The sequence below is a fragment of the Maribellus sediminis genome (genome assembly GCF_011799805.1).
Classification (GTDB): domain Bacteria; phylum Bacteroidota; class Bacteroidia; order Bacteroidales; family Prolixibacteraceae; genus Draconibacterium; species Draconibacterium sediminis_A.
In genome coordinates this window covers 1,125,968-1,139,468 of record NZ_WXUB01000001.1, presented here as the reverse complement: position 1 = coordinate 1,139,468, position 13,501 = coordinate 1,125,968, and the positions used below count along the sequence as shown (strand labels likewise).

Genomic DNA, 13,501 nt, shown 5'->3' with positions numbered 1-13,501 from the left:
AAGGCAATACGAAACTGGATTAACTTCAGTATTTCTCGTTAAAATAGAAATACCTTAGTACACATTTATTCCCAGAGCTTTCGGGATTTCTTTCAGGGGCCATGCGAATCTGAAGCATATGTTTCCGGTTTTTCAAACCACTCTCTAAGGTATAATACCAGGGTAAGTACAGATTTTTGCTCCATTTGGTATATAAATCCTGCTTTTTCCAGGGCTGATTGTCCACACTATATTCAATAATCCCGGCATCAGGTCCGGCAGCGACAGCAATTCCAACTGCATTTCCTCTAAATTCAAATTTTATAATTTTAGATGGAAATTCGCCAACCAACATGGGTACATCCACATAATTCCATCTTGTGGCATTTCCGTTCCCCGGATTCCAGTTTTCATCCATTATCCAGCCTTTTGCAGGTTTCGGAGGATTGGGAGGCACAAGTTTACCATTATCAAAACAGAATGGATCCAATGGCTCAGGAAACTGGAATTCAGCACCATCGTCCTCGGTAAAATTCTGACTGAATTCATCTTCTAAAAAACGGATAATTGAACGTGCATAAATTCCCTGTCCGAAAGGAGAAGGATGGAGATCCTTAAAATCATTTTCCCAATCAAATTCACCTGCATCAATCCGTTCTGTAACTTCTTTTGCCAGGTTTATCGTTGAAACATTATAGTGCGTTGCAACCTTTTCGTGCAATTGAATCGCTTCAGGAACCTTTCCAGAACGGTAATCCATCATTTTATCAGGATCGACAAAATGCAGAATTACTACATCACATTTAGGATTAGTCCTTTTTGCGTGGCGTACAATGCCTTCCATTCCCCGAATAATTTCTTCGGGAGTTCTTTCATTTAAATTGTCGTTTACCGCGGCTTCCTCAAAAAGCAAATCCACCAAACCATTGTTTGCAATATCGCGCCTGAAACGAAATGCCCCTGGCGTAGATCCCATCGATGGGATTCCAGCAGCAATAAAATCGAACTCCGTTTCAGGGAATTTCTGTTGCAGGTAGTTACAAACTGAATCTCGCCATCCCTGATTGTAGGTAATAGAGCCGCCAAGAAAGGCAACTCTTCCCTTCTTTTCGTTTTGAAACTTTAGAAATGAATTTCGCAGCGCCTCACGATGTGTATGATAATTTACCGAACTTAAACTTTGGGCAAATGAGAAATGGGTTATAATCAGAAAAACAAAGTATGCAACCAGTTTTTTCATTGTTCAGATTTGACATTTTTCTTACACAATTTCCCGAAAGTTAACAAAATAGTACAAGCCTTTAACCACCACTTATAAGTTAAGGGTACTTAAAATTCTTTCCAGACTATTTCCAAAGTATTTTTTGTGCCTGATCGCCTCTTCCCGGCGATGGATAATCCATCAGCACTTCGCCAACATAGAAGAATCCCAACGCTTTTTGTCCTTCACCGATACCAAGAATTTCATCAAATAAATTCATAAAGCCGGGTGTTGCCCAAAAGGCTCCCAGTCCCATTTCGGTGGCCGTCAGCCACATGTTCTGAACCGCCATTGAAACGGCAGCCAGCTCTTCCCACTCGGGCAAACGATGCGCAGAATCAACCTGCAAAATAGTAACAATGGCCACAGGAACGCCCTTTAGGTTGGCTGTAAATTTCTCAATCTTTTCGCTGGCTATTTCATAACCTTCAGCCTGTTTCTCACGAAGTATGGTCTCACACTTTTGCGCCAGTTCTTGTTTGGCATCGCCGGTGAATACCTGAAAACGCCAGGGTTCTGTTTTTTTATGATTTGGCGCCCACGACGCATTCTCGAGAAGTGTTTCTATGGTCTCGCGCGCAATTCCTTTCCCGGTTAAAAAGCGCGGAGGCGTTGCTCTCCTGTTTTTGATTATTTCTGAAATCGACATGTTTTCTTTTTTAAAAGTCAGTTGCTAAAGAAAAACACGATTCTCACAGAAAAGTTTGAATCTTATTGATCGAAATTAAACCCGGGGATAGCCAAAAAAAGAAGTGGGTCTAAACCCGCGATTTACTCTTCCTCTTTATTATAACCCAGAATTTTGAACATATCGTCGGCCGACTGCTCGTTACGGTACACGTAATCGATAAAGTTTCCTTTTTCGTCGCGATCGATAATTACATGTTTTGGCGACGGGATCAGGCAGTGCTTAATTCCGCCGTAACCGCTTATTGCATCCTGATAAGCACCGGTATGAAAAAATCCAAGGTAAAGCGGTTCCTTGTCGTCATCGGAATACGATGGCAACAGCACTTCCTGGTTAAAGTCTTCCGAGTTGTAATAATCCGAATGATCGCAACTGATACCGCCAATGTTCGCACGCCGGTACTCGTTGTTCCATTTGTTGATTGGCAGAAGAATAAATTTCTCGAATATCGACCACGAATCCGGGATCGTATTCATCAAACTGTTATTAATAATGTACCAGCTTTCAGTATCATTCTGCTGCTTTTGCTCCAGCACCTCAAAAATGATGGCACCGCTTTCGCCCACCGTGTATTTGCCAAATTCGGTAAAAATATCAGGATCGGGCAGGTTTTCGGCTGCACAAGCTGTTTTTATGTTCGAAACGATCTCTTTGATCATGTACTCGTAATCGTACTCAAAACCCAGGTGGTTACGAATCGGGAACCCTCCGCCAAGGTTAAAAGCATCGAGCGATGTACATTGCTTTTTCAGGTCGATATACAGTTTGATTGCTTTCTGAAACTCGCCCCAGTAGTACAAACTGTCCTTAATTCCTGAATCGACAAAGAAATGCAGCATTTTCAGCTCCAGGTTTTTCTTCCCTTTTATTTTCTTCTCGTAAAAATCAAGGATTTGCGTGTGTCGGATTCCCAGTCGGGAAGTATAATAAGCCGACTGCGATTCTTCATTAATCGCCATCCGGATACCCAGCTTCAGCTTATCGCCGTTCGCCAGTTTCTCCAAACGATCCAGTTCGTTCATACTGTCAAGAACAATAATATTATTCTTGAAACCCAAACGCTGCATCGAAATGATCTTGCTCAGGTACTCTTCCGTTTTATAACCGTTGTGAACGATGATCCGGTTTTTATCCAGCTTTTTATCCTTGTATAAATGCAGAATGAGATCGATATCGTACGACGAAGAAGTTTCGAGGTTCACATTGTGTTTTAGCGCCTCGTTAATTACATGCGAAAAGTGGTTACACTTGGTGCAGTAACAATAGTAGTATTTACCCTCGTAGTTGCTCTTTTTTATGGCCTTGTTAAACAGGTTTCTCGATTTTTTGATCTGATCGCCAATCTTCGGAAGGTATATAAACCTGAACGGAGTTCCGTACTTCTTTATCAGGTACATGAGTGAAATACCGTGAAACGTCAGGTAGTTGTCTCTCAAATCAAAGCCTTCCTGCGGAAAGTAGTAGCTCTGCTCAATCAAATCAAAATAACTGTTTTTCATCTAAACCATAAATGTAATGTTGTTCGCTGATTATTTTCCATCGCAAATAAAATCAAATTTTCTCAAAATGTTCGGCGCATTTCTTAAAAATTAAAACGAAAGCAAGTTTTATCTGACATGCTCAAATAAAGCAAGTTACAGAAGTCACTTTATTATTAAATGCTAAATTAAGCTATTTCAATCCATTATCCGCTTTTTTCGGGTCATACAGTCAGCAAAAAATACGATAATTTCTTATTTTTATTCATGAGATGTACATATTATTGCATGTAATCCTTGAAAGATTTTTAAGTTTGAATAATATTTAAATGAGTAGATAAAATGAGTAAAGTTTTAATAATCGGAGCCGGAGGTGTTGGACGTGTTGTTGCCAGCAAATGTGCCGACAATCCGGATGTTTTTTCTGAAATTCTGCTGGCCAGCCGTACCAAAGCCAAGTGCGATGTAATTGCAAAAGAGGTTGGAAAGGGCCGCATACAAACCGCTCAACTCGACGCCGATAATGTTGCTGAGACGGTAGCACTGATTAAATCGTTTCAACCCGAACTGGTAATCAATGTTGCACTTCCATACCAGGATCTGCCTATTATGGATGCCTGTTTGGAAACCGGTGTGAATTACCTCGATACTGCCAATTACGAACCCAAAGACGAAGCTAAATTCGAATACAGCTGGCAATGGGCTTACCACGACCGCTTCAAGGAAAAAGGAATTATGGCAGTTCTGGGCTGTGGTTTCGATCCGGGTGTAACCAGCATTTACACGGCTTATGCAGCCAAACATCATTTCGATGAAATGCATTACCTCGATATTGTTGACTGTAACGGCGGCGATCATGGAAAAGCATTTGCCACCAATTTCAACCCTGAAATTAATATTCGCGAAATCACACAAAACGGACGTTACTGGGAAAATGGCCAGTGGGTGGAAACAAAACCCTTTGAAATAAAACAGGCCTTGACTTACCCAAATATTGGCCCGCGTAATTCGTATGTATTGTACCACGAAGAGCTGGAGTCGCTTACCAAAAACTATCCAAGCCTGAAACGTGCACGTTTCTGGATGACTTTTGGTGATGAATACCTGACTCACCTGCGTGTGATTCAAAATATTGGTATGAGCCGCATCGATCCTGTAAAATACAAAGGAGTAGATGTTATACCGCTCGAATTCCTTAAAGCTGTTTTGCCAAATCCTGGCGACCTTGGCGAAAACTATACCGGTGAAACATCGATTGGGTGCAGAATTAAAGGAATAAAAGACGGACAAGAAAAAACTTACTACGTTTGGAACAACTGTCGGCACCAGCAAGCTTACGAAGAAACCGGAACTCAGGGTGTTTCCTACACTACCGGCGTACCGGCTATGTTGGGCGCCATGATGGTACTTACCGGAAAATGGAAAGGCGAAGGCGTTTTCAACGTTGAAGAATTTGATCCCGATCCGTTTATGGAACGCATTGGCGAATTTGGTTTGCCATGGCAGGAAGAAATTAACGGCGACTTAGAAGTATAAATTGCAAAGTGCAGCGAGCAAAGGGCGAAGTGAAACACTCTGCCCTCTGCTCCGTGCCCTCTGCCCAAATTATTAGCATTGAACTATAAAGAAATTCCGTCTCCGGCTTTTGTTCTGGATGAAAAGCTGCTTCGAAAGAACCTGGAATTGATCAACCGTGTTCAGAAGGATGCCGACATCGAGATCATCCTGGCTTTTAAAGGTTTTGCCATGTGGAGCGCATTTCCGCTGGTGCGCGAGTACCTGAAAGGTGCAACCGCCAGTTCGCTTAATGAAGCCCGGCTTTGTTACGAGGAAATGCAAACACGGGCGCACACCTATTCACCGGTTTATCTCGAAAATGAATTCGACGAACTGATGGAATACAGCAGCCACATCGTATTCAATTCGTTTAATCAGTTCAATAAATCTTACGAACGAACAAAATCGGCTGATCATCACATTTCATGTGGCATACGCGTTAATCCAGAATTCTCGGATGTAGAAACCGACCTGTACAATCCAAGTGCTGCCGGTTCGCGACTTGGAGTTGGAATTGAAGAAATGCCCGATCAACTTCCGGAAGGAATTGAAGGTATCCATTTTCACGTACTGTGCGAATCAGATTCGTACAGCCTTGAAAAGGTGTTGGAGAAATTTGAGGCGAACTTTGGTAAATACCTCAGTCAGGTAAAATGGGTAAACATGGGCGGCGGACATTTAATGACCCGCAAAGGTTACGACCACGATCACCTCATTCAATTACTGAAACGCTTCAGGGAGAAATACAACATTAAAGTCATTCTGGAACCGGGAAGTGCTATTGCATGGGAAACCGGTGTTTTGCTTGCGTCTGTTCAGGATATTGTTGAGCACCGTGGTATAAAAACAGCCATTCTCGATGTTTCGTTTACGGCCCACATGCCCGACACACTGGAAATGCCGTATCGCCCCAAAATTATTGGAGCAAGCGAACCAACCGACGAAAGTAAATACCTTTATCGTTTAGGCGGTGGTAGTTGCCTGGCAGGCGATTTTATGGCACCTTACGATTTTGGTCACGAACTCCAAATCGGCGAGCAAATCGTTTTCCTCGATATGATCCATTACACGATGGTAAAAACCACCATGTTCAACGGGGTCAACCATCCGGCTATTGCCATTTGGACCGAAAATGATCAACTTAAAATCGTGCGGGAATTCTCGTACAACGATTTCAAAAACCGACTTTCCTGATTCAATAAAATGAAGAAATCCATACCTGCTTTTTTATTACTGTTCCTCTCCGTTCAGATTTTTGCTCAAAAAAATACGAATGAACGTGCGGAATGGTTTACCGATGCGCGCTTTGGCATGTTTATTCACTGGGGCTTGTACAGTGCCGCTGAAGGTTACTGGAAAGGCGAAAAACTGCGCAACAACAACGATTATGCAGAATGGATCTACTACCGAAATCAAATTGAAAAGGATGAATATGTGGGCTTGCTCGATCGTTTCAACTGGGAAGACATCGATCCTGAGGAATGGGTGATTCTGGCTAAAAAAGCAGGCATGAAATATGTGACCATCACGGCCAAACACCACGATGGTTTTGCACTTTGGGACAGTAAAGTGAGCGATTACGACCTTGGAAATTACACCGACCGCGACATTATTAAGGAAATGGCCGAAGCCTGTAAAAAACATGGGTTGAAACTGGGGCTGTATTATTCACATTGGGTCGACTGGGAACATCTGTACGGTTGGAATCACGAACGCGAAATCTATGGCATCACTCCCGAAGAATACGACCAATACTGGCAGGAAAAGGTGATACCACAGGTTCGCGAGCTGCTTACCAATTACGGCGAAATCGCACTGATGTGGTTCGACATGTGGATCAACCACAAGGATGCAGTTGTTTCCAAAGATCAGCTTCTTCAGCTTAAAAACATGATCCGCGAACTGCAACCCAACTGTTTGGTGAACTCTCGTCTCGGACTTTCAATTGAGGAAGATCCCGATATCGATTTTAAAACTTTGGGCGACAACCAGCTGGGTAGCAAAAAAGAGGATTTCCCTTGGCAATCGCCGGCAACTGTTGCACATTCATGGGGCTTTCATTCGTCGGATACCCAATGGAAATCGACTTCTGCCCTGTTGAAATCGTTGATCGGAAATGCCAGCCTCAACGGAAACTTCATGCTGAATATCGGACCGCGAGCCAATGGCGATGTACCTTTCGAAATTTCACAGCGTTTGCTTGAAATGGGAGAATGGCTAAAAGTAAACGGCGAATCGGTTTACGGCAGCGAGGCTTTCGATTTGCACGCCGACCAGCACGACTGGGGAAAGATTACCTGCAAACCGGACGAAAACAGCTTTAAATTATACCTGCACGTATACAACTGGCCGCTGAATAAAAAGCTATTTCTTACCGGAGTCAACGAAATTCCAGAAAAGATTTATCTACTGTCCGACAAAGAAAAAACGCAGCTGCAATTCGAACATATCAGCACATTCACGTCTATTGACCTTCCGTCCGATCAGCCCGATCCGTATGTTTCGGTGGTAGTTCTTGAGTACAGCAAACGTCCCACTATTGTTGACGACATTGCCGCCAAGACCACCGATGGTGGTTACGCTTTGAAACCTCACAATCAAATAAGCAGACTTAAAAATATTTCGGTGACACCGGCTTCAAACTATGGCACCGTACCGGCACATGTTGTAGTTGAAAACGAGCAAACTTTTAAGTGGAAAGTTTTCATCAATGAACCGGGAGACAAAAAAGTGGATGTTTCCTACAGTTTCCAGGGAAAGGCAAATTCAGGGAAATTCACCGTTCGGATTTTTAAAGCTGAACTAACGGGTGATATTAGCGAAACCGGGTTAACAGTTGGCGAACCAAACGAGAACTGGCACATCGAAAATTTCAAATCGAAAAACCTCGGCACCATCCATTTTCCTGAAGCCGGTATGTACGATATAGAACTCAGCATTGAGCCTGCCAAAAACGAAAGTGTGAATTTTCAATGGATGTGGATAAAATAGTTGGACTGTGAATTGAGCCCTCAAACAGCTTATCAACAATTGTTAATAACTGCGGTTGATTCAAGGTGAATATAAACCATTGAAAATCACTTGCTTTTTCGGAATTTCGAACTACATTTGAATCATCAGGTGAGCCATAAAGGACCGCTTGGAAATCGTGGAAAAGGGAAAAGTTTCTTAGTTGAAACCGGAACCAATTCAAACCAACCTTCGGGAAGGCACGACGGAAAAGCCGAAGTTTGAACCAAGATCATCTGGAAGGTCGAAGGTTCAATTAATCATCTAAAAGAAAATCCAGAAGTTCTTTACAAGGTGAAGTCTCCAGGCAGGATGTTAAAAGGGTTTCGGCCCCGGCAACAAAACTGCACCACAGATCGGGGAAACCTGAAATGTGGGTGAAAACTGGCAAGGACCGCAAGGAAATTGAAAAGTTCGCTGAGAGGCACTTCGTTCAGGAAGGTAAAAACGCGAATACCAAATGAACTGCCGGAAAGTTTGGCTGTAAAAAGTCAAATCGGAAAGCAAGGGGCCAAAGAAAGTTTGAAAAAACGATCAGAAGCCGGTCGCAATAACCGTAGCCTGGCACGAAAAACAACTTCGGTTGTTTGGAAGTGGATGGGAACTATTTGTCAAAGAATAGTTCCCATTTGTGTTTTTATACAACCTGTTATTGCTGTTCTTCATAATCCATCCTTCAATAAAAACTATTGTAACATATTTCCGATTTTACTAGCTTTATCAAAAAGATTAAGCAATCTGGTGACATTCACCTCAAAACTTTACCAGACTAAACTTTCAGAATATGATTAAAATGTTATTGATTGGTTTTTCGGTCATTGCGATAAATGTTATACTTCAGGCAATCGCCAGCACCTATTGGACCCGCAAGATTGCATCATCAGTTGAAAAATGGCACGATGAAATTACTACCAGAAGAGCCATAACCTTATTGATCCTATCCTTCCTTTATCTGACATTGTTACACCTTATTCACGCATTGATCTGGGCAGTATTTATCGGCGTTCTGCCTGCTACAAAGATTGATTTTGCTACCTCTAATGATTTGTTTTATTACTCGGTGGTTACTTTTACCACACTTGGATATGGAGATCTCACCATAAGTTCACCATGGAGAATGTTATCGGGATTCGAAGCAATTAATGGAATTATGCTTATTGGCTGGTCGACAGCTTTAATGTATTCGCTCATACAAAACATTTATAGAAGCACCTATAAATCGATGCACCAGTGAAATAGGAAGCTTGCTGATTATTGCAGCATTCTATAATTCTGAATTGGCTTTCTGATTCTTATTTTCTTGCTATTTTTGGACAATAAATTATACTATGATTCCATCCTTGGACCTATTGAAATACGCCGGCTCTGATAATTTCTTTTTGATGGCCGGACCTTGTGCTATTGAAAGTGAAAAAATGGCACTTGAAATCGCAGAAAAAGTGGTTGCTATAAGCGACAAATTAAAAATACCTTACATTTTTAAAGGATCGTACCGCAAGGCAAACCGCTCGAGGATCGATTCTTTTTCGGGCATTGGCGATGAAAAGGCATTAAAAATCCTGAGAAAGGTTTCTGAGACTTTTGATGTTCCAACGGTTACCGATATTCATTCGGCACAGGAAGCCTCCATGGCCGCCGAATATGTTGATGTTCTCCAGATCCCTGCATTTCTTTGCAGGCAGACCGACCTTTTGGTAGCAGCTGCGGAAACTGGTAAAGTGGTGAACATCAAAAAAGGACAATTTCTTTCGGCAGGTGCTATGAAATTTGCGGTTCAGAAAGTGATCGACAGCGGCAATAATAATATCGTGTTAACTGAACGCGGCACAACCTTTGGCTACCAGGACCTAGTTGTAGATTATCGCGGCATACCCGAAATGCGTGCATTTAATGTTCCGGTTGTGCTCGATATCACGCACTCGCTTCAACAACCCAACCAGACAAGTGGTGTTACGGGTGGCAAACCGGCATTAATTGAGACCGTGGCCCGCGCAGGTATTGCCGTTGGTGCTGATGGTATTTTTATCGAAACGCATCCCGATCCATCCGTGGCAAAATCAGATGGAGCCAATATGCTGAAACTCGATCTTTTGGAAGGTTTACTGGAAAGATTGGTTGCAATACGACAAACCATCAGCCAATTTTAAAATGAGCTTCGCAGAACTCATCAATACATTAAAACCGGCAATTTACGACTGGGAGCAAAAGCTGAACGGCCTGGATAATGAGCTTAGCTCAAACCGAAAGAACAGCCAGAACCGTTCCATTCGTCAGATAGTTGGGCACATGGTTGATTCTGCGTCGAACAATACACACCGGATAGTACATTTACAATATCGCGAGTCGCCTGTGGATTTTCCGAACTACGCCACCTATGGCAACAACGATCGCTGGATCGCGATTCAAAACTATCAGCATGAAAACTGGGAAGATCTGGTTCAGCTTTGGAAATACGCGCATCTGCACTTTTTGCATGTAGTCGGCGCAATCGATCCGGACAAACTAAATCAGCAGTGGAAAGCAGACGAAAATGAATTTGTTTCACTAAAAGAAATGGTGCTCGATTTTCCGCTCCATTTTCAGTTACATTTATCAGAAATAAACCAACTAATAACTAATACGAAATGAAAAACAGACGATCGTTTTTAAAGAAAGCGGCAGCAGGAATGGCCCTTGCCGGATTATCGCCACTTACCAGGAAAGCTAACGCAGGCGAAATAAAGCTTGAAAGTGCTTTGGTTCATCATGTTTTTTTCTGGTTAAAAGAACCGGATAATAAAACGCATTTGAAACAACTGCTCGATGCTTTGGAAAAACTGCTGAAAGTGGAAACGATCCGTTTGAGTCACATTGGCTTGCCGGCAGGCACCGAAAACCGTGATGTAGTAGATCACTCCTATTCGGTTTCGTACATGGTCATGTTCGACAGTCAGGCCGATCAGGATGCTTACCAGGTTGATCCGATCCATCTAAAATTTGTTGAAGAAAATCAGCACCTTTGGAATAAAGTGATTGTATACGATTCCACCGATTTCAATCTGTAATTGCTGTTAATGAAAGAACAGGTAAGCCATTAAAATGGCTGCAATAATTCCAACAAAATCAGCAATCAATCCACAAACAACTGCATAACGGGTATTTTTAATGCCCACCGCACCAAAATAAACTGCAAGTATGTAGAATGTGGTATCGGTAGCTCCCTGAACTGTGCTGGCAACCCGGCCCACAAATGAATCGGCTCCGTAGGTATTCATGGCATCTACCATCATTCCGCGTGCGCCGCTTCCACTTAAAGGTTTCATAAGTGCAGTAGGCAGAGCGGCTGTAAAATCGGTGTTTACTCCCATCTGTTCAAAAACCCAAGTAACCCCCGACACGAACCAGTCCATAGCACCGGATGCCCGAAAAACACCAATGGCCACCAAGATGGCTACCAGGTACGGAATGATCTTCACCGCAGTTTTAAACCCATCTTTTGCACCTTCAATAAAAGCCTCGTATACATTTACCTTTTTGAAAAATGCCATCAGTATAAATGCCACGATCACCGTAAAAAGTATCGTATTGCTGGCGATGTTCGAAACCTGTGTAATGGCATCTTTATCCAGGGTAGAGAAATACCAGATCAAGCCAACAATTATGGCAGTCAGCCCTCCAAGATAGGCCAGCACCACTTTATCCAGAAGATTTATTTTCTGATAAAGGGCCACTGAGATCAGTCCGGCAATGGTTGAAAAATAAGTAGCCAGCAAAATGGGAATAAATATATCAGAAGGATTCACTGCCCCAAGTTGAGCACGGTAAACCATAATACTGATTGGCAACAAGGTTAGCCCAGATGTATTCAAAACCAGGAACATGATCTGGGCATTCGATGCCACTTTTTTATCCGGATTGGTCTCCTGCATTTCTTTCATAGCCTGCAAACCCATTGGCGTGGCTGCATTATCCAGGTTCAGCATGTTAGCAGCAATGTTCATCATGATCGATCCGTGAGCCGGATGTTCTTTTCCCAGTTCAGGAAATAGCTTGTTAAAAAACGGCCCGATCAGCTTTGAGAAAACATGAACAATTCCGCCTTTCTCCCCTATTTTCATAATTCCCATCCAAAGGGTCAGAACGCCGGTAAGTCCCAGCGAAATTTCGAAACCTGTTTTAGACATGTCGAAAGTGGCCTGCACCATTTGGGGAAACACTTCGGCATCGCCCAGGAAAATAAGACGTGCCAGAGCAATAACAAAAGCAACAAGGAAAAAGAAAATAAAGATGTAATTCAGTGCCATATTGTTTAGAATTCTTCCTTCTGTAATTTTACAGGGAAGTCAATGTACGGAAAAATAGTTCTCAAATTTCCGTAAAAGTAAAAATCTGTTCTGCATTAAACAATTTTAGCCGGGAACATCCGGGAATCTTTGTTCACAAAGTATCGTTAATTATGGGCTTTCAATTTGAAGGTGCAAAAAACCAGTCTGAAAATCGATAATATTCGGCAATTATGTTTGCTCAAAACATTGAATTGATATTTTTGTTATTCAAAACTTAATAGCAAGACCTAATTATTGATCTTAAATAATTCTTATGAAGACTTTTTTTTACTGGATAATCGCAATTATTGTTACCCTTACAGCAGCAATCTACCAGCGGACGACCGGGCCAACCTATCATAAAAAGTTTGATGTTGAAGTGAACGGAAAAACCTTCGAACTGAAACTGGTCAGAAGTATTGAAATTGGCAGCCACGATCCGTTTAAACTTTCAATTGATGATGAAACGATTGAAGCCAGGCTCTATTATAAAAGGTATTTGACAAAAGATGAGTACACTTCTGTGCCCTTTACCTACGCCAACAAGCCGGTTGATTCGTTTATCATGAACAAAATTTTCGGGATAAATGAAGAAAAAGGTTGGTTTGCCGATGTTCCGGATCAACCCGCAGCGGGAAAAATTCAGTATTATTTCGAGATTACTGATAGCAACGGAACTAAAACCTATTTAAAAGATGAGCCCATTGTAGTAAGGTTCAAAGGAGCAGTTCCTCCATCGATACTTACACCGCACATTTTCTTTATGTTTTTTGCGATGTTATTGGGTAACCTGGCCGGAATTATGGCCATTTTCAAGCACAACCGCTACAAGTTTTATACTACCTTAACCATCATCGCATTCTTTATAGGCGGAATGATCCTTGGCCCTATTGTGCAACTTTATGCCTTTGGCGAAGCATGGGCAGGAGTACCGTTTGCCTGGGACCTTACCGATAATAAAACATTAATTGCATTCCTGTTTTGGTTACTGGCATTCGGAATGAACCGCAACAAAGAACGACCTATTTATACAGTAGTTGCAACAGTGGTAATGCTGTTGGTCTATTCCATTCCGCATAGCATGTACGGTTCGGAACTCGATCCTGAAACCGGTGAGATCATCCAGGGCTGGATTCAACTCTATTTGTTTTAAACCTTAGCTAAAAGAAAATACAAAGGCCCTTTCAGGGCCTTTTTTATACGCCAGACTTACAAAATATAAGTT

Annotated in this window: 12 protein-coding genes; 8 read left to right on the top strand and 4 right to left on the bottom strand. The window is 42.2% G+C overall.

Annotated elements, in window-relative coordinates; all coding sequences use genetic code 11:
* Positions 1 to 25: 25 nt before the first annotated feature.
* The 3 genes from HFD85_RS04415 to HFD85_RS04405 all read right to left on the bottom strand — a co-directional run bounded on the left by HFD85_RS04415 (position 26) and on the right by HFD85_RS04405 (position 3,427).
* Positions 26 to 1,219 carry an SGNH/GDSL hydrolase family protein gene (locus HFD85_RS04415; protein ID WP_167605405.1) on the bottom strand — a complete coding sequence of 398 codons (1,194 nt, stop codon included), beginning with the start codon at positions 1,217 to 1,219 and terminating at the stop codon, positions 26 to 28.
* A gap of 106 nt (positions 1,220 to 1,325) precedes the next feature.
* Entirely contained in the window at positions 1,326 to 1,889 is a 564-nt protein-coding gene (locus HFD85_RS04410) for a nitroreductase family protein (protein WP_167605402.1), read from the bottom strand.
* A 122-nt stretch (positions 1,890 to 2,011) separates the two neighbouring features.
* Positions 2,012 to 3,427 carry a type III PLP-dependent enzyme domain-containing protein gene (locus HFD85_RS04405; RefSeq protein WP_167605400.1) on the bottom strand — a complete coding sequence of 472 codons (1,416 nt, stop codon included), beginning with the start codon at positions 3,425 to 3,427 and terminating at the stop codon, positions 2,012 to 2,014.
* Between the two features lie 321 nt (positions 3,428 to 3,748).
* On the opposite strand from HFD85_RS04405, the gene HFD85_RS04400 reads away from it, so the two are divergent.
* The 7 genes from HFD85_RS04400 (at position 3,749) to HFD85_RS04370 (ending at position 11,016) form a co-directional block, all read left to right on the top strand.
* Positions 3,749 to 4,942, top strand: coding sequence for a saccharopine dehydrogenase family protein (locus tag HFD85_RS04400; RefSeq protein ID WP_167605398.1), 1,194 nt, complete (start codon positions 3,749 to 3,751; stop codon positions 4,940 to 4,942).
* Positions 4,943 to 5,020: 78 nt separating this feature from the next.
* The gene (nspC, locus tag HFD85_RS04395; RefSeq protein ID WP_167605396.1) at positions 5,021 to 6,157 is read left to right on the top strand and encodes a carboxynorspermidine decarboxylase; all 1,137 of its coding nucleotides are present in this window, start codon (positions 5,021 to 5,023) and stop codon (positions 6,155 to 6,157) included.
* A 9-nt stretch (positions 6,158 to 6,166) separates the two neighbouring features.
* Positions 6,167 to 7,954, top strand: a complete 1,788-nt coding sequence (locus HFD85_RS04390) for an alpha-L-fucosidase (protein WP_167605394.1) — start codon at positions 6,167 to 6,169, stop codon at positions 7,952 to 7,954.
* A gap of 802 nt (positions 7,955 to 8,756) precedes the next feature.
* A complete protein-coding gene (locus HFD85_RS04385; RefSeq protein WP_167605392.1) occupies positions 8,757 to 9,206 on the top strand; it encodes a potassium channel family protein in 450 nt (149 codons plus the stop codon).
* 94 nt (positions 9,207 to 9,300) lie between these two features.
* Positions 9,301 to 10,119: a 3-deoxy-8-phosphooctulonate synthase gene (gene kdsA / locus HFD85_RS04380; RefSeq protein ID WP_167605390.1), complete on the top strand. Its 819-nt coding sequence runs from the start codon at positions 9,301 to 9,303 to the stop codon at positions 10,117 to 10,119.
* 1 nt (position 10,120) lies between these two features.
* On the top strand, positions 10,121 to 10,600 hold the full coding sequence (locus tag HFD85_RS04375; RefSeq protein WP_167605388.1) for a DinB family protein: 480 nt from the start codon (positions 10,121 to 10,123) through the stop codon (positions 10,598 to 10,600).
* A complete protein-coding gene (locus HFD85_RS04370) occupies positions 10,597 to 11,016 on the top strand; it encodes a Dabb family protein (protein WP_167605387.1) in 420 nt (139 codons plus the stop codon). The genes HFD85_RS04375 and HFD85_RS04370 overlap by 4 nt, the downstream gene beginning before the upstream one ends.
* 6 nt (positions 11,017 to 11,022) lie before the next feature.
* On the opposite strand, the gene HFD85_RS04365 is transcribed toward HFD85_RS04370, so the two are convergent.
* A complete protein-coding gene (locus HFD85_RS04365) occupies positions 11,023 to 12,255 on the bottom strand; it encodes a nucleoside recognition domain-containing protein (protein ID WP_167605386.1) in 1,233 nt (410 codons plus the stop codon).
* A gap of 295 nt (positions 12,256 to 12,550) precedes the next feature.
* Here HFD85_RS04365 and HFD85_RS04360 point away from each other — a divergent pair, with 295 nt between their 5' ends.
* Complete coding sequence (locus tag HFD85_RS04360) at positions 12,551 to 13,429, top strand: hypothetical protein (protein ID WP_167605384.1); 879 nt, start codon at positions 12,551 to 12,553, stop codon at positions 13,427 to 13,429.
* Positions 13,430 to 13,501: the final 72 nt, after the last annotated feature.